General features: G+C 72.1%; 17 protein-coding genes. 9 read left to right on the forward strand and 8 right to left on the reverse strand.

Annotated elements, in window-relative coordinates:
* Positions 1 to 94 precede the first annotated feature (94 nt).
* Positions 95 to 793, forward strand: coding sequence for a FadR/GntR family transcriptional regulator (locus DEJ18_RS08775; RefSeq protein ID WP_111210788.1), 699 nt, complete (start codon positions 95 to 97; stop codon positions 791 to 793).
* 11 nt (positions 794 to 804) lie between these two features.
* Here DEJ18_RS08775 and DEJ18_RS08780 read toward each other — a convergent pair whose 3' ends face one another.
* Genes DEJ18_RS08780 through DEJ18_RS08800 form a run of 5 tightly spaced genes read right to left on the reverse strand, consistent with a single transcriptional unit; the run spans position 805 to position 4212 of the window.
* Complete coding sequence (locus DEJ18_RS08780) at positions 805 to 1413, reverse strand: GNAT family N-acetyltransferase (RefSeq protein WP_111081623.1); 609 nt, start codon at positions 1411 to 1413, stop codon at positions 805 to 807.
* A gap of 23 nt (positions 1414 to 1436) precedes the next feature.
* Positions 1437 to 2123 carry a uracil-DNA glycosylase gene (locus DEJ18_RS08785; RefSeq protein WP_111210789.1) on the reverse strand — a complete coding sequence of 229 codons (687 nt, stop codon included), beginning with the start codon at positions 2121 to 2123 and terminating at the stop codon, positions 1437 to 1439.
* Position 2124: 1 nt separating this feature from the next.
* Entirely contained in the window at positions 2125 to 2844 is a 720-nt protein-coding gene (locus tag DEJ18_RS08790) for a Type 1 glutamine amidotransferase-like domain-containing protein (protein ID WP_181434216.1), read from the reverse strand.
* Positions 2841 to 3371 (reverse strand): phosphoribosyltransferase, encoded by a 531-nt coding sequence (locus DEJ18_RS08795; RefSeq protein WP_181431141.1) that lies wholly within the window; start codon positions 3369 to 3371, stop codon positions 2841 to 2843. The genes DEJ18_RS08790 and DEJ18_RS08795 overlap by 4 nt, the downstream gene beginning before the upstream one ends.
* Positions 3372 to 3414: 43 nt before the next feature.
* Positions 3415 to 4212, reverse strand: coding sequence for an SDR family oxidoreductase (locus tag DEJ18_RS08800; protein WP_111210791.1), 798 nt, complete (start codon positions 4210 to 4212; stop codon positions 3415 to 3417).
* 84 nt (positions 4213 to 4296) lie between these two features.
* On the opposite strand from DEJ18_RS08800, the gene DEJ18_RS08805 reads away from it, so the two are divergent.
* Complete coding sequence (locus DEJ18_RS08805) at positions 4297 to 5388, forward strand: acyltransferase family protein (RefSeq protein WP_111210792.1); 1092 nt, start codon at positions 4297 to 4299, stop codon at positions 5386 to 5388.
* A gap of 9 nt (positions 5389 to 5397) precedes the next feature.
* Here the strand turns inward: DEJ18_RS08805 and DEJ18_RS08810 are convergent, their stop codons facing one another.
* On the reverse strand, positions 5398 to 6387 hold the full coding sequence (locus DEJ18_RS08810; protein WP_146241585.1) for an AraC family transcriptional regulator: 990 nt from the start codon (positions 6385 to 6387) through the stop codon (positions 5398 to 5400).
* A gap of 230 nt (positions 6388 to 6617) precedes the next feature.
* Here DEJ18_RS08810 and DEJ18_RS08815 point away from each other — a divergent pair, with 230 nt between their 5' ends.
* The 6 genes from DEJ18_RS08815 to DEJ18_RS08840 all read left to right on the forward strand — a co-directional run bounded on the left by DEJ18_RS08815 (position 6618) and on the right by DEJ18_RS08840 (position 13107).
* On the forward strand, positions 6618 to 6788 hold the full coding sequence (locus DEJ18_RS08815; RefSeq protein WP_181434217.1) for a hypothetical protein: 171 nt from the start codon (positions 6618 to 6620) through the stop codon (positions 6786 to 6788).
* Positions 6789 to 6986: 198 nt separating this feature from the next.
* A complete protein-coding gene (locus tag DEJ18_RS08820) occupies positions 6987 to 8318 on the forward strand; it encodes a bifunctional o-acetylhomoserine/o-acetylserine sulfhydrylase (protein ID WP_111210794.1) in 1332 nt (443 codons plus the stop codon).
* 135 nt (positions 8319 to 8453) lie between these two features.
* Complete coding sequence (metX, locus tag DEJ18_RS08825; RefSeq protein WP_111210795.1) at positions 8454 to 9653, forward strand: homoserine O-acetyltransferase MetX; 1200 nt, start codon at positions 8454 to 8456, stop codon at positions 9651 to 9653.
* 181 nt (positions 9654 to 9834) lie between these two features.
* The gene (locus DEJ18_RS08830; protein WP_111210796.1) at positions 9835 to 10992 is read left to right on the forward strand and encodes an ATP-binding protein; all 1158 of its coding nucleotides are present in this window, start codon (positions 9835 to 9837) and stop codon (positions 10990 to 10992) included.
* A complete protein-coding gene (locus DEJ18_RS08835; protein ID WP_111081616.1) occupies positions 10989 to 12305 on the forward strand; it encodes a hypothetical protein in 1317 nt (438 codons plus the stop codon). Before DEJ18_RS08830 ends, DEJ18_RS08835 begins: the two co-directional genes overlap by 4 nt.
* Before the next feature lie 130 nt (positions 12306 to 12435).
* Positions 12436 to 13107, forward strand: a complete 672-nt coding sequence (locus tag DEJ18_RS08840) for a response regulator transcription factor (protein ID WP_111052750.1) — start codon at positions 12436 to 12438, stop codon at positions 13105 to 13107.
* 250 nt (positions 13108 to 13357) lie between these two features.
* Here the strand turns inward: DEJ18_RS08840 and DEJ18_RS08845 are convergent, their stop codons facing one another.
* On the reverse strand, positions 13358 to 14626 hold the full coding sequence (locus DEJ18_RS08845) for an MFS transporter (protein WP_110825159.1): 1269 nt from the start codon (positions 14624 to 14626) through the stop codon (positions 13358 to 13360).
* 268 nt (positions 14627 to 14894) lie between these two features.
* Positions 14895 to 15086: a hypothetical protein gene (locus tag DEJ18_RS08850; RefSeq protein WP_111210797.1), complete on the reverse strand. Its 192-nt coding sequence runs from the start codon at positions 15084 to 15086 to the stop codon at positions 14895 to 14897.
* A 226-nt stretch (positions 15087 to 15312) separates the two neighbouring features.
* Between DEJ18_RS08850 and DEJ18_RS08855 the strand changes: the two genes are divergently transcribed.
* Positions 15313 to 16749, forward strand: a complete 1437-nt coding sequence (locus DEJ18_RS08855; protein WP_146241586.1) for a DUF6531 domain-containing protein — start codon at positions 15313 to 15315, stop codon at positions 16747 to 16749.
* The last annotated feature ends 24 nt before the right edge of the window (positions 16750 to 16773 follow it).

Here is a 16773-nt window from a genome sequence, read left to right on the forward strand (position 1 = left end):
GTCGTCCGCGCGCCACCCGGCGGTGCGGGCAGTGTGCCGCTGCAATGGACTCCGCGTCACACGTCCGCGTACCGCGGTCCGACCAGGAGGAACGATGCCGACACCGCGCGGGCTGCACGCCCACGTGCTCGACACGCTCGGGCAGCGCATCGTCGACGGCGCGGTCGCCCCGGGGACGGTGCTCCGACCGGAGGAGATCGCCGCCGAGTTCGGCGTCTCACGATCCGTCGTCCGCGAGGCACTCCGTGTGCTCCAGTCGCTCAGCATGGTCCGGCCGCGCCAACGCGTCGGCACCCAGGTGCTGCCCTCGTCGGACTGGGAACTCCTCGCCCCGTCGGTGATCCGGTGGCGCGGTGCCTCCGACGCTTACTTCACCCAGCAGCGCGAGCTGCTCGAACTCCGGCTCGGGATCGAACCGGTCGCCGCCGCCCTCACCGCGGACCGTGGCGGACCAGCCGCCGACGCCGTGCTCGTCGCCGCCCGCGAGATGGTCGACGCCGCCGGACGCGGGGACGGGCGCGCCTACCTCGAGGCGGACGTGCGCTTCCACCGTGCCCTGCTCACCGGGTCGGGCAACACGGTCTTCGCCCACTTCGCGCACACGGTCGAGGCGCTGCTGCGCACCCGGACGAGCGAGTCCCGCGACACGATCACCGCCTGGACCGCCGAAGCCGCCGCCCGCCACGAGGCCGTCGGTCACGCGGTCGTCGACCGGGAGGCCCGGCTCGCCTCCGACGCCGCCGCCGCCCTGGTGCGCACCACACGGGACGAGTTCGTCGCCGAGGCGCGCTGACCGGTCGTCCTTCAGCGCCCGCCGAACGGCCGTTTCCGCAGGCCGCGGAGCCGCAGGCGCATCGTCACCGTGCCGAGCCACCGGTCGTACTTGAAGCCGACCCGTCCCATCCGGCCGATCTCCTCGAACCCGAGCCGCTCGTGCAACCGGATCGACGCGTCCGCGGACCGGTCGGCGATCACGGCGATCACCTCGCGCACACCGGCCGCACGGCACGCCTCGAGCAGTGCCTCCATGAGGGCACGGCCGAGGCCCTTCCCCCCGGAGGCAGCGCCGAGGTAGATCGAGTCCTCGACCACGTGGTTCGACCGGTCCCGCGGGTTCCAGGGCTCGACGAGCGCGTAGCCGAGCACCTGACCGGACGGCGCCTGGGCGACCAGGAACGGCAGTTTCCGCCGCTGGAGTTCGTCGTACCGGCGCTTCCACGCGGCGAAGGTGAAGGCCGCCGCGTCGAACGTCACCGAGGAGTTCCGGACGTAGTGCGTGTGGATCTCGCGCACCTCGGGCAGGTCCGCCGTCGTCGCCGGTCGGATCGCGTACGTGAAGACCGGTGCCGGCGGGGCCGGGGCACGCAGGTGTCGCGGCAGGCTCCGCCGCTGCTGGTATTCCTCCTCGAGCACGGCACGAGCCTACGGGAGGCCCGTCACGGCTCCGTCGGCAGGGTCCAGTCGACGGGGTCGGCACCCTGGGCGACGAGCAGGTCGTCGACGGCGGAGAACGGTCGACTGCCGAAGAACCCACGGGAGGCGCTCAGCGGGCTCGGGTGCGCCGAGGCGACGACCGGGGTGTCGCCGAGGAACGGCCGGACCGATGCCGCCTGTGCGCCCCAGAGCACGGCGACGAGGGGACGGTCGCGGGCGGCGAGGGCCCGGACGGCCTGCTCCGTGACCGTCTCCCACCCCTTGCCGCGGTGACTGGCGGGTGCGCCGACGCCGACGGTGAGCACCCGGTTGAGCAACAGCACACCCTGCCGGGACCACGCCCGCAGGTCGCCGTGCGGCGGGGGCGTCACGCCGAGGTCGTCGGCGAGCTCCCGGTAGACGTTCTGCAGGCTCCTCGGGACCGGGCGCACGTGCTGGTCGACGGCGAAGGACAGTCCGATCGGGTGTCCCGGCGTCGGGTACGGGTCCTGCCCGACGACGAGCACCTTGACGCGGTCGAACGGGTCCTCGAAGGCACGGAGGACGGCCGGTCCGGCGGGCAGGTACGGTCGGCCTGCCTCGGTCTCGGCACGGAGCCAGGCACCGATGCGGTGGACCTCGTCCTCGACCGGTGCGAGCGCCTCGGCCCAACCCGGGTCGACCAGCTCGGCGAGGGGCTTCGGCTGCACGCTACGCGCCCATGGTGGCGACCGAGACGGACTCCTCGCCCGCCATCACCCGCCAGACGCTCCCGGTGCCGCGGACCTCGAGCGCGCCCTCACCGACGACGAGCGCGGTGTCCTCGTCGATGGCCAGGCCAGCCGTGACGAACTCGGCCTCGGCGCTCGCGATGAGGCGGGCGAGGGTGCCGGCCTGCACGGCGTGCACGTCGATGGTCAGGTCGACGAGGCCCAGTCCTTCACGGAGCTCGACCTCGTCGAGACCCTCGGACGCGCCCTCGGGGCAGATCTCGACGCCGCCGATGCGGAAGCCACCGACCAGAGCCCGGTCCGCGGCGATCATCGCGCCGGCGGAGTACCCGAGGTACGGCAGGCCGTCGGAGACGAGCAGGCGGATCTGGTCGACGAGCGGCGTGACGGCGTGCAGGTAGTCGGGCGTGCGACCGCCGCTGACGACGAGGGCGTCGACGTCGCTGAGGACCGTCGTGTCGAAGACCCGGCCGGCGGGGACCTCGGTGACCAGCACCTCGGCCGCGCGGGCGCCACCGAGGACCTCGGCGATGTCGGCGGTCGAGCCGGGCGAGGTGCCGTCGGTGCCGGCCACGGACAGCAGTCCGATCCGGGGCACGCTGCGGCCCACGGCAGCGGAGCGCGCCGTGGCCTCGGCGGTGAAGGCGGCGGCGACGTCCGCGGCGACGAACGGTCCGCCACCGACCAGGTGGATGCTCACGACTCGGCCGTCACCGGAGCGAGCGCGCTCCACGGGAAGGTGATCCACCCGTCGACCCGACGCCAGACGTGGTCCGGCTCGAGCACGGTGCCCGGCTTCGAGTAGAGGCAGGCGCTCCGGACGTCGGCTCCGGCGCTGCGGATGATGTCGACCACGAGCGCGAGGGTGCGGCCCGAGTCCGAGACGTCGTCGACGACCAGGACCCGCTTGCCGGCGAGGCTCGGGGCGTCGAGTGCCGGCGCGAGCACGACGGGCTCCTCGAGGCGCTGCTCGACGTCGGTGTAGAACTCGACGTTGATCGAGCCGCACTCCTTCGTGCCGAGTGCGTACGCCACGGCTCCGGCGATGATGAGGCCGCCACGCGCGACGGCGACGACCACCTCGGGCTCGAACCCGGCGGACAGGACGTCCTTGGCGAGCAGCCGTGCGGCGTCACCGAACTCGAGCCAGCCGAGCACCTCCGGTCCGCTCGTCACGGTCACGGTCGACGAGGCGGACGGCTCCGCGGGTTCGCTGCTGATCGGCATCCGCCCACGGTACCGGCAGGGGTCCCCCGCCCGCGACCCGTGGTCACCGCCCGGGCGCTGCGTCCTGCCCCTTCGGCGTGAGCGGCCCGCGCGCGAGCTTGTGCTGCGCCGACTGCGCCACCGGACGGACCGTCACGAGGTCGAGGTTGACGTGCGCGGGCAGCTCGACGGCGTGCACGATCGCCTCGGCGACGTCGTCGGCCACCAACGGCGCCTCGACGCCGTCGTAGACGGCCGCGGCCGCCGCGGTGTCGCCGCCGAACCGGACCACGGAGAACTCCTCGGTCTTCACCATCCCGGGGGCGATCTCCACGACGCGGATCGGCTCGCCGTTCAGTTCCAGCCGGAGCACCCCGACGAGGGCGTGCTCGGCGTGCTTCGCCGCGACGTAGCCGCCGCCGTTCTCGTAGGTCACGATCCCGGCGGTGCTCGTCACCGTGACGACGTCGGCACCGCCCGTCACGGCCGCACGACGGCGCAGGGCCGGCAGCAGTGCCGCGGTGACCCGCTTGGTGCCGAGGACGTTCACCTCGAACATCGCACGCCAGTCGTCGATGTCGGACTCCTCCACCGATGCCGAGCCGAAGGCCCCGCCGGCGTTGTTGACGAGGACGTCCGCACCGCCGAGGGCGTCCACGTGGGCAGCGAGCGCCGACACGTCTGCGTCCGAGGTGACGTCGACGACGAGGGTGTCCGCCCCGGTCTCCGCGGCGAGCGCCTCGAGACGGTCGGCTCGTCGGGCGACGGCGAGGACGTCCCACCCGTGCTGACGGAAGAGCCGGACGGTGGCGGCTCCGATGCCCGAGCTGGCTCCGGTGACGACGGCTCGACGGTTGGTCATGGTGCTCCTCGTGGTGGTCGATGGTGCCGGGTGCCGTCAACGCTACCGACACGCCGGGGGCCCCCGGACGGTAACGTGCGGTGGATGACGACGGACGCCGCCCCTCCCGCGCCCTCGGTCCCGGCGGGACGGCTCGACCCGGGTCGGGCGGGACGTCGGATCCCGATGTGGGACACCGCCCGGTTCCTCGCGGTGACGCTCGTGGTGATCGGGCACGCGATCCAGCGGCAGACCGCGGGCAGCGAGCACGCGCTCGCGCTGTACACGTTCATCTACGCGTTCCACATGCCCGCGTTCGGCGTGATCAGCGGGTACTTCTCGTCCGCGGACACCCCGACGGCGAAGCGGATGCGGCGGACCTTCACGGACATCGTCGTGCCGTACATCGTGATGCAGACGATCTGGACCGTGGTGCAGGCGCTCGTCGAGGGCGGCAAGGAGTTCAACCCCACGAAGCCGACGTGGACGCTGTGGTTCCTGCTGGCGCTGGGGATCTTCCGGCTGATCCTGCCGTACCTGGCGCAGCTGCGATGGCCGTTGCTCTGGGCCGTGGTGTTGAGCATCGGGGTGGGGTACTTCGACAACGTCGACTCGACGCTGTCGCTGTCGCGGGCGATCAGTCTGCTGCCGTTCTTCCTGCTCGGCTGGCAGGTGCGGCAGTGGGGGGTGTTCGACCGCTGGTACGAGGCGCCCCGGCGGGTCGTGGTCCGGGTCCGGGTCGCTGCTGCGCTGCTGTTCGCCGTGTGGGCGGTGGCCTGCGTGCTGTTCATCCCGCAGTTCAAGCAGTTCGACCTGCACCACTGGTTCTTCTACGACGACTCGTACTCGGGTCTCGGCGAGGACACGTGGTGGGCCGGTGGGGTCCGGTTCGGGCTGATGCTGTTCGCGGCGCTGCTGACGGCGGCGTTCCTGCTGCTCGTGCCGCGGCGGACGGTGTGGTTGACCAGGTTCGGCGCGGCGACGATGTACGTCTACCTGCTGCACACGTTCGTGCTCTACCCGATCCGCGAGTCCGGCGTCCTGGCCGGGGAGCACTCGGCGTGGCCGTACGTGCTCCTCATGGTGCTGTTGGCGTGTGGAGTGAGTCTGTTCCTGGCGCAGCCGTTCGTCCGGCGTGGGATGCGGTGGTTGCTCGAGCCGAAGGTCGACTGGCTGTTCCGTCGCGACCCGGTCTGACCCGCAGCCTCAGGAGCGCAGGGTGTCGCTCGGTCGTTCGCCGAACCGCTCGGCGTAGTACCCGGCGAAGCGGCCGAGGTGTGCGAACCCGTACTCCCGGGCCACCGCCGCGACGCTGACCTCGCCGGGTCGGGCGTCGGCGAGCGCGGTCCGGACCCGTCGGAGTCGGGCTTCGCGGAGGGTCTCGAGCGGCGTGGGGAGGTCGTTGCGCCCGAACGCCTGTTGGAGCCCCCGTTGGCTGAGACCGGCCGCCTGGGCGATGTCGGCGGCGGTGACGGGTTCCCCGAGGTGTTCCTCGATGTAGTCGAGCGCCCGGGCGACGTTGCGGGGGTGTCCGACGTGACGGGGTGCCGCGGGGACGGGGGCGAAGGCGTCGAGCATCCGGCGGCTGACGGCGTCGACGTGTCGGGCGCGCTCGAGTCGGTCGGCGGCGGGGTCGAGGAGGACGGGGGTGGACGCGGCGAGCACGGCGCGGAGGGCGGCGAGGCTGGCGGCGTCGGGGCGGCGGGCGAAGACGAGGGGCCCTGGGCTGGTGCCGGTGCGGGCGGCGTGCAGGTCCTCGAGGGCGCGGGCGTCGACGTCGATGGTGTGCAGCGTGACGCCGGCGGGTGCCTCGATGGTGAAGGGTCGGCCGGTCGGGTAGACGGCTGGGACGCCCGCCTCGGCGACGAGTTCGTCGTCGGTGCCGGCGTCGAAGGCGACCTGCCCGTCGTGCGCCCAGGTGACGAGGTAGCGCCCCTCGGGTTCGATCCGGCCCCAGCGGCGGGCGCTCAGGGCGGAGCTGCGGAGGCGGAGTCGGTCGTCGCCGACGGCGCGGAAGCGGAACCCGAAGGGGCGGGACTCGTCCTGGGTCAGTCGGACCTGGTGGGCGTTGTGCACGCGCTCGTAGAACCCCATGGCCTCGTCGAGGTCCCGGCCGGCGACGTCGTCCCGGCGGACGGGCGGGTGCTCGGGGCCGCCGTGCGGGTCGCGGTGCGGGGGCGGCATCGGAGAGCTCATGACGGCGACACTGTAGGACATCCGTCGGGCCCCGGACGACGCCGACGTCCCCACCGGCCGGTTGTCGGCTCGATCCGGATGGATCGCCACATGCGGCACTCGGGCCCGTGCTGTCAAGCCCCTGACAGAGTGACGGGCGCGGTCGTAGCGTCGGTGTCACCGCCGACACGCTCCGGTTCGACACGCCGACCTCCGTCGGCTGCCCGTGCGGCCGGCGGCTGAGGAACCCCATGAGCACGTACCGGTCCGAGCCCGACGTCCCACCGGCTCGCATCGACTCCCTCGTCCGTCACCGCACGTCCGTCCGACAGGCGATGCCGATCCCGTTCCCGCCGCTGCCTCCGATGCGGTACTCGGACTTCTTCGTCGACCACGGGCGGCGGAGCACCAGCACCGACTGACGGCACCCGGGTCCGACGGGAGGCCCGCCCGCCGTGTCCCACTGCGCGTTACGTCCGACGACGGGCGCGCTGGTGCCCGCCCGGCCACCTGCGTAGCGTGACGGGCGACGGACAGACGCGGCGGTCCTCCCGACACCGCGCCCGTGTCGATGCACCCGTGTCGACCCGACGACCACGGTGACGGAAGAGGAGCTCCCGATGACCACGAACGACGCAACCGCCTGGCGGTTCGAGACCACGCAGGTGCACGCGGGTGCCGCTCCGGACCCGACGACGGGTGCCCGGGCGACCCCGATCTACAAGACGACCTCGTACGTGTTCGAGAACTCGGACCACGCGCGGGACCTGTTCGCGCTGGCGCAGCCGGGCAACATCTACTCGCGGATCATGAACCCGACGAACGACGTCGTCGAGCAGCGCATCGCCGCACTCGAGGGCGGCACCGGGGCGCTGCTGGTGTCGAGCGGCCAGGCGGCGGAGACCTACGCGGTGCTCAACATCGCCGGGGCCGGTGACCACATCGTCTCGTCGTCGTCGATCTACGGCGGGACGTACAACCTGTTCAAGTACACGCTCGCCAAGCTCGGCATCGAGACCACGTTCGTCGAGGACCAGGACGACCCCGAGGAGTGGCGTCGCGCGGTCCGTCCGAACACGAAGCTGTTCTTCGCCGAGACCATCGGCAACCCGCGCATCAACGTGCTCGACATCGAGACCGTCGCCGGCGTCGCGCACGAGTCGGGCGTCCCGCTCATCGTCGACAACACGATCGCCACGCCGTACCTGATCCGTCCGTTCGAGCACGGGGCGGACATCGTCGTGCACTCGGCGACGAAGTTCCTGGGCGGGCACGGCACCGTCATCGGTGGGGTCATCGTCGACGGCGGCACCTTCGCCTGGTCGGAGCACGCCGAGCGGTTCCCGGAGTTCAGCACGCCGGACCCGTCGTACCACGGGGCGGTCTTCTCGCAGGCCGTCGGCGACGCCCTGGCCTACATCGTCAAGGCGCGGGTGCAGCTGCTCCGCGACCTCGGGGCGTCGAACTCCCCCGACACGGCGTTCGCGCTGCTGCAGGGCATCGAGACGTTGAGCCTGCGCATCGAGCGACACGTGTCGAACGCGCAGGAGATCGCGGAGTGGCTCGACCGACACCCGGACGTCGCCACGGTGGCCTACGCGGGCCTGCCGACGAGCCCGTGGTACCCGGCGGCGACGAAGTACGCCCCGCGCGGTGTCGGTGCGGTGCTGTCGTTCGAACTCAAGGGCGGTGTCGACGCGGGACGTGCGCTGGTGGACGAGCTGCAGCTGTTCTCGCACCTGGCGAACATCGGCGACGTCCGCTCGCTCGTGATCCACCCGGCGTCCACGACCCACTCGCAGCTGACCCCCGAGCAGCAGCTCACCACCGGGGTCACCCCGGGCCTGGTGCGCCTGTCGGTCGGCATCGAGAACGTCGAGGACCTCAAGGCCGACCTCGAGGCCGGGCTCGCCGCAGCGCGAGCCGTCGCCCAGGCGGGCCTGCGCGCCTGACCCCGGCACGACGCGACGTGGGCGTATCCCCGCAGCGGTACCCCGCCGCGCGGACCCGTCCACGGCGCGTTCGGCAGGCCGTCGCGACGTAACACGGCGGCGGTGCGGCGGGCCTCCCGGCAGACTGGACGCACGATGGACTGGCAGACGACCCCCGAGGACTCCGTGCCGTCCACCCTGGTGCCCGGTGCCGAGCTCCGCACGCTCGGCAAACCGCCCGTGACGGGTGCGTGGCGACCGGGTGACCCGCCCGGGGCTCGACGCTTCGAGGACCTCGGCGAGCAGTCCGTCCGCGGCGGGCTCATCCCCGCCGTCCGCGTGGCCTACGAGACCTGGGGGACGCTCTCCCCCGCCCGGGACAACGCCGTGCTGGTGTTCCACGCGCTCACCGGTGACTCCCACGTCACCGGTCCGGCCGGCCCCGGGCACCGCACCGCCGGCTGGTGGGGCGACGTCGTCGGCTCCGGTCGCGCGATCGACACCGACCGGTGGTTCGTCGTCGCGCCGAACATGCTCGGTGGCTGCCAGGGCACCACCGGACCGTCCTCGCTGGCTCCGGACGGCGTGGAGTGGGGCTCCCGCTTCCCGTTCGTCACCGTCCGCGACCAGGTGGCGACCCAGGTCCGGTTGGCGGACCGACTCGGGATCGACCGGTTCGCTGCCGTCGTCGGAGGCTCGATGGGCGGCATGCACGCTCTCGAACTCGCCGTCACCGCGCCGGAGCGGGTCGCACGGGTGGCGGTGCTCGCGACCACGGCGCAGACCACGGCGGACCAGATCGCAGCGAACTCCCTGCAGCGTGCCGCGATCCAGATGGACCCCGGATTCGCCGGCGGTGACCACCACGACGCCGAACCCGGCGAGGGGCCGCACCGTGGGCTCGCCCTCGCGCGGCGGATGGCGATGATGACCTACCGGGCCTCCGACGAGCTGAACGGCCGGTTCGCCCGGTCATGGCAGAGCGACGTCTCCCCGCTCGGCGACGACGGTCGCTTCTCGGTGGAGAGCTACCTGGACTTCCACGGCAACAAGTTCACCCGCCGCTTCGACGCGGCCTCGTACGTCGCCCTCACCCATGCGATGGACTCACACGACGTCGGAGCCGGCCGCGGCGGGGTGGCTCAGGCGCTCGCCCGCGTGACCGCCAGGACCCTCGTCGTCGGCGTCTCGAGCGACCGGCTGTTCCCGGTCGAGGACCAGCACCGCATCGCCGCCGGAGTGCCCGACACGCTGGACGGCGACCGGGCCGCGGTGATCACGAGCGAGTTCGGCCACGACGGGTTCCTGATCGAACACGAGGCCGTCGGGGCACACCTGCGGCGCCTGCTCGACTGATCGGGGGGCAACCGTGTCCCCGGAAGACGGGACACCCGCAGACCGATCCGTCGACCCCCGCGCGCCGAAGGCCCCACAACGGGTGTCGCCCGTGGAATGATGCAGAGTGCACGGTCTCGACCAGTGCTCGGTTTCCCAAGACCAACCAGCTCTCCCGAACCAGGAACAGCCAGGACCAACGATGGAACTCCTCGCGCAGGAACGCGACCGCCTCCTCCGGTCGACGACGCGTGTCGTGGGCATCGTCTGCGCGCTCGTGAGCGTCGTGGGCGTGGCCACGTCGCTCGCCGTACCCGTCCTGCCGCTCGTCGTCGGGTTCACGTGCATCGCCGTCATGGTCGGGGCACTCGTCGCCTTCGGGTGGAACGGGTCGACCTGGTGGACCGCCCTCACGGTGCTGAGCGGCCTCGGCGCCGTCGCGGTCCTCGCCACCGCCGTCGCCCCGGAGGACCGGGCACTCATCGCGAGTGCGCTCGTGCCGCTCGCCGGCGGCGGACTGGCCTCCCTCCTCATGGCGCAACGCGGGCACCCCGTGGGCCTCGGCATCGCGGCCTCCGCCGGCGTCGTCTCCGTCGGCCTGATGTCCTGGGCGAGCGGCACCGTCCTCTCCCTGCCCGTCAGCGGTGTGCTGCTCGGCTGGGTCCTCGTCGCGGTCATCGCCGTGTGGATCAGCCGGAGCATCCCGCGCGTGGCCCGACGCATCTACACGATCGGGACGGCACACCGCGCCGAACGGCAGGCCAGCGAGACCGAGGCGCAGCGTCGGCAAGGAGCACGACTCCTGCACGACACCGTCCTGGCGACCCTGACCCTCCTCGCCCACTCCGGTGTGGGCGTGTCCGAGCAGGCCATGCGCGAGCAAGCCGCCGAGGACGCCCGGCTCCTCCGTCACCTCCGCCTCGGCGCGACGCCGCAGCCGCAGCAGTCCGGCGACTACTCGCTCACCCGCACCGAGGAGTCCCCCCTCGGTCAGACCCTCGAGTCGGTGAAGCAGCGGTTCGGTCGGATGGGACTCGAGGTCGCCTGGCACGGCACCGGGCAGGTCCTCCTGCCGACGCACGTCCTCGACGCGTTCCTGCTCGCGCTCGGCGAGTGCCTCGAGAACGTCCGTCGGCACGCCGGGGTCCCCGAGGCGCACGTCACGATCGTGCACGACGAGGCGATGGTCCGCGCGATGGTCACCGACTCCGGGGTCGGCTTCGAGCTCGACTCCGTCAGCTCCGAACGACTCGGCTTCAAGGAGAGCGTCGTGAACCGCCTGCGCGAGGTCGGCGGCGACGCCCGGCTCTTCTCCGCGCCGGGCTCCGGCACCACGGTCGTGCTGGAGGCACCACGGTGAGCCGCATCCCCGAGGACACGATGAGCCGCGGCCTCCCCGGCGAACCGAGCGCGCCCCGCACCCGCCGGGAGGCCCGTGAGCGGTACCGGGGCACCGAGCGTCGGCAGGCCCGCGGTCTCCCCTCCACGTCGACCGGCGCCCGCTCCCTCCGCCAGGCGGCCCAGCCCGGCGCGTCCCTCGGAGCCGGACACCTCGGGCTCGGTGCGGCCGTCCTGACCGGCCTCGAGGCGCTCGGCGGCATCGTCTTCTTCCTCGCGCACTGGGACGACTACGGCAACCCCTGGTTCACCGCCAGCGCGTGGCTCCTCTTCGTCGCCGCGGCCACCTGCGTCATCGGCATCGTCCTCACCTACGGCGAGCGGCTGACCGGTCTGGCGTTCGGTCTCATCTGCGTCGTGCTCGCCGGCGTCGTCGCGCTCGACTTCATCGGGATCTGGTCCCAGCACGACGTCGGGCACACCTCGACCGCCTCGATGGCGGCCGGTTTCGCCCTCCTGCCGATCACGACCCTCCGACCCGCGCGCGAGGTCATCGCGGCGATCGTCGCCCTCGGTCTGGCCTTCGTCGTCTACGCGGTGGTCTCCACCCCGATCAGCCCCGAGACGCTCCCCGGCCTCGTGACCCTCCTGTCCGTGACGGTCGTGCCGCCGTCGATCGCGCTCTTCGTCGTGCACCGGTTCCGCCAGCTCGTGCAGCGCGAACTCGACCGGGTGCTCGTGCAGAGCAACGTCGGCGCCCCGCAGTTCGCCGTCGGGATGCTCGCGTCGGACGAACTCGCCCGACTCGACCTCGCCGCCGAGAAGCTCCTCGACGCCGTCGCGAACGGCTCCGACCCGCTGCCGCTGTCCGACGCGTCCGCTTCCGTCGCCGCCTCCCTCGCGACCGAACTCCGCCTGCACCTCATCGAGGGGCGTCGCGAGACGTGGCTGTACCACGCCATCACCGAGTCGGACCGGCTCGGACGGGCCGTCGCCGTCGCCGACCCAGGCGCCCTCGCCGGACACCTGTCCCCGGCGCAGCGCGACGGTCTGCTCCAGGCCCTCTGGCAGATGGTCGGCGACGGCCGGAGCCAGCAGCCCGGCTCCCCCGTCGTCTCGGTCACCCTCGGGCCGGTCGGGACCGACGGTCACCCGGTCAGCGACGACCGGATGGACGTCCCCGTCGTGATCGAGTCCCGCGGGGTCCCCCGTCGGCGCCTCGGGCCCGCAGCGTGGGCCGCCCTCCAACGCATCGGCCCGTACACCGACAGCGTGCGGGACGGCGTGCTCCACGTCACCGCGCACTGCGTCGTCGACCGGCACCCGCAGATGTGACGCACCCCGCGCCTCCCGGCTGCTCCGACGTGCGTCAAGCGGACAACCAGGCCAGCCTCCCCAGACCGGACCACCGACCCTCCTAGGATCGGCAGGCCCCGGACGGACACCACGAGAAAGGACGCCGAGCATGGCGACTCCAGCGGAACCGATCAGACTCGCACTCGTCGACGACCACCGGATGCTCCTCAGCGCCCTGACCGAGTGGATCCGCAACGCCGCCGACGACATCCAGATGGTCACCGCGGTCACCACGTGGCCCGAGCTGCTCACCAGCCCGGGGTTCCCGGTCGACGTCGTGCTCCTCGACCTCGACCTCAAGGACTCCATCCCGGTGTCGCTGAAGATCTCGACGCTGAAGACCGCCGGCGTGAAGACCGTCGTGATGAGCACGTACTCGGAGCCCAACGTCGTCCGCGAGGCACTCGGTGCCGGTGCCCTCGGCTACCTCGTCAAGAGTGAGGACGCGGCCATGATCGTCGAGGCGATCCGGTCGGCACAGCGGGGCGAGCAGTACGTCTCCGCCGAACTCGACCTCGCCATCAACTCCGGCGACGTCGGTGGCGTCCCGAAGCTCAGCGCGCAGGAGCGTCGTGTGATGGCGCTCTACGGCGGTGGGGAGCCGGTGAAGAGCGTGGCGTACCAACTCGGCATCTCCGAGGAGACCGCGAAGAGCTACCTCAAGCGCATCCGCGAGAAGTACCGGGTCGCCGGCTTCGACGTGGGCACGAAGGTCGCGCTCCGGAAGCGGGCGATCACCGACGGCATCATCGTCCAGGACGGCACCCCGCACGGGCTGTAGGGGTCGCGCGCGGGCGGCGGCGGCTCGGCCCGCCCTGCCCCGCCCGGCCTCGCCCCGCCCCGCCAGGTTCCCGAATTGCGGCATCTCGAGCGTCGAGATGCCGCAGTCGTGGAACCGGGACGGTGCGCGCGCGGCGCGTCGTGGAACCGCGACGAGCGCAGCCGGGCGCGTCGAAGCGCTCCGCACTCGGGAGGCGCGGCACGGGTGAGCGCGCCCGGTCACGTCCGGCGAACGCCGGGCCGGGGACGCGTCAGTGCGTGGACACGACCTCGCGGATCGGGCCGGTGCTCGCGCCCGCCGTCCGCAGCGCCGCTGCGCGACGCTTCGAGCGGCCCTCCACCGCGTAGCTGATCACCGCGACGACGACGCCGAGCAGCGCCAGACCGATGCCGAGCCACCCCGGCGCGAGGAACCCGAAGCCGGCCGCGATGACCGCCCCGCCGAGGGCCGCGCCGAGCGAGTTGCCGAGGTTGAACGCCGAGTGGTTGAGCGCTGCCGCGATGGTCCGGGCGTCGCCGGCGATGTCCATCAGGCGGGACTGCACCGCCGGCGGGATCGCGGACGAGGTCGCTCCGAGCAGGAACGCACCGACGAAGAGCCCGACGACCCACTGCGCGGTGAGCACCGTCACGAGCAGCGCGCCGATGAGGGCGAAGAGCCCCACGAAGATGGTGGCCTTCACGCTGTGGTCGGCCAGGAACCCACCGAGCAGCCCGCCGACGACCATGCCGAGCCCGACGACGACGAGCACCAGGGGAACGGTGGACTCCGACAACCCGGTGACGTTCTGTACGAGCGGCGAGATGTACGAGTAGACGGCGAAGAACCCGCCGAACCCGACCGCGCCGAGGCTCATCACGATCCAGGCCTGCGGCAGTCGGAAGACGCGGAGCTCGCGGCCGATGGTCGCGTGGACGTCCCGCGCGCTGCGGGGCACGAACGCGGAGACCGCGAGGAAGGTCAGGGCGAACAGGGCGGCGACGACGCCGTAGGCGACCCGCCAGCTCGCGACCTGCCCGATCCACGTGACCGCGGGGACGCCGACGACGTTCGCGACGGAGAGGCCGAGGAGCACGAGCGCGATGCCCTTGCCGCGCTTCCCCGGGCCCATGATGTCGCCGGCGACGATCGAGGCGATGCCGAAGTACGCGCCGTGCGGGAGTCCGGCGACGAAGCGTGCGACGACGACGAGCCCGAAGGACGGCAACACCGCACTGGCGACCGTCGCGACCGCGAACCCGATCAGCAGCACCATGAGCAAGCCCTTGCGGGGGAACCTGGCCGACATCGCGGCGATCGTCGGCGCTCCGACGACCACACCGAGGGCGTACGCGCTCACGAGCCACCCTGCGTGCGCTACGCCGCCCTCCGGGTCGGCCGCGTACTGCCCGGGCAGGAGCGCCTCGGCGATGTTCGGCAGCAGACCCATCGCGACGAACTCCGTCGTGCCGATGGCGAACCCACCGAGCGCGAGGGCGAGGATGGCGAGCGTGCGGCGGGCTGGCGTGAGCTGCGACATGGGACCTGTTCTCGTGCCGGAGCACGGTGGGGACGAGCATGGCGGGGACGAGCACGATCGAGACGGGCGCGGTGGGGCCGAGCACGCCGTGTTCGGGTGCCGGGCCAGTGTAGACCGCTCCAACCGGCGACGAAAGAAGTAGCACGAATCGATTCGACGAGCGCGTCCTACGCGCCGCTTCCAGGACGACGAACGCGGTCGTGCGCACCGGAATCCCCGATCGGCGCGACCGCGTTCATCGTGTCGCCCCCTACGGGCGTCGCAGCGCTCAGGCCGCGCGCTGCTCCGCCGTCTGCTCGGCACGACGCGCAGTCGAGCTCCGCGCCTCCGGCAGTTCGTCGCGGTGTATCCACCCACTGCCGCACTCGGAGCAGCTCGCCCAGGCGTGCTGGCCGTCGTCGGAGGAGTCGATGACGACCGAGGGAAGGTCGCAGTCCGGGCACCAACCGTCATGCATCATGAGCGGGCTCCTTCCGTCGTGGGTGTCGGTGCTCGTGCACCGGCTGATGGAACCAGCACACACCCCACCGCCGACATCGCAGGAACGTCGGCGGCGTGTCGGGCGGGTGCGCACCGGCCGCACACCGGGCTGGTCATCCCCTGTGCGATCGGTTCTCGCGAGACGGTGTCGTCACGGCTGCGTTAAGTTCAGGGGACACGCCGCTTCCCATGGGGGGAACACAACGGTGACTGCACCAACAGACCTGTCGGCATTCGCATTGCCCGACCTCACGTACGACTTCGCCGATGCCGACTCGGTCGCACGGGCCTGTGACGCCGCGCAGTCCGCGGTCGCCTTCGACTCGTCGTCACGAGCTGCCCTGGTCCTGCTCGGTGGCACGGACTTCGCGGGCGATTTCGCGGAGACGTTCCGGGCGAACGCCGCCATCGCGCAGGAGGACTCGCGCGAACTCACCACCAAGCTTGGAGAGATCGCACAGGGAATCCGGCGACTGAGCGAGGCCGCGCGCGAAGAGAACGCTCGTCGCCGCGACGCACGTGCTTGGCGTGATCGCGTGCTGGCGCGCAGAGCGGACGCCGTCGACAGCACCTGGGACCGAATCTTCGGCGAGGAACCGCCTCCGAGCAGCGGGAAACTCGATGCTCCGGCGTTCCCCGAGACGAGCTACGCACCGAGGGCCAGGAACACGCCGTCCGCCGGGGGCGGTCCGGGGCGCGGTGGTGGGATCTCGTCCGCGCGCCCGGAGAACCTCCGGTCGTTCGCCTCGGGGTCCGCGTCTTCGAACGGTCAGCTCAGCGCCCTGCCCGGACGAATCGAGAGCGCGATGGCCTCCTTCGCGCAGACGTGCGACTTCGGAACCGTCGACGTGGCACCCGTGCTCCGCGGTTTCCGCGCCTGGTTGGACGCCAACGACGGTGACGTGCGGTGGGCGAACACGATCGCGGCGGCCTTCGACGCCGCCGGCTCGCGCGGAGCGGTCGTCAGCGTCGCCGACAGTTCGCTGGCGGCAGCACTGCATGCTGCCGGGTTGAGCCAGACGCGGACGGATCTTAACTTCGGGGAGCCCAGCTTGTTCGGCGCCGTGCCCACGAGCGGGTTCGCGGCCGATCCGGTCAACACCGCGACGGGCAACTTCATCGAGGTGGAGCACGACATCGCGTTCGAGGGGACCGCGTTGGCGCTCGACCTCACCCGGACCTACAACTCCTTCGACACCGTCGGCGGGGTGTTCGGCCCCGGGTGGTCATCCGTGCTCGACATGCGCCTCGAACTCCTCGACGACCACATCGCGATGGTGACTGACGACGGTCGGCGGATCACGTTCCCGACCCGGGGCTCCTCGGGTGTCCGGGCCGTCGGCGAGAACCTGTGGTTGGCCACCGAGCCCGCAATCGCGTCTGGATCTGCATCGAGTACGACCCCGGACGAGACGGTGCTCGTCGTCCGTGACAACGCCGGAGCCTGGTGGTCGTTCGCGATGACCGGCGCATGGCTCGCCTCCGGGACGGGGGTCCGTGCGGCGGTCACCGCCGGTCGCGACCGAGACGGCAGACTGGTCCGGCTCGAGCACCGCCGCGGACGGGCCGTCGCCTTCGTCCAGGCCGACGGTCTAGTCCGCTCGGCCCGGTCGTCGGACGGCCGCACGGTGACGTACGAGTAGGACGCCGACGGGATGCTCACCCCG

The sequence above is a fragment of the Curtobacterium sp. MCSS17_015 genome (assembly GCF_003234265.2).
Lineage (GTDB): Bacteria > Actinomycetota > Actinomycetes > Actinomycetales > Microbacteriaceae > Curtobacterium.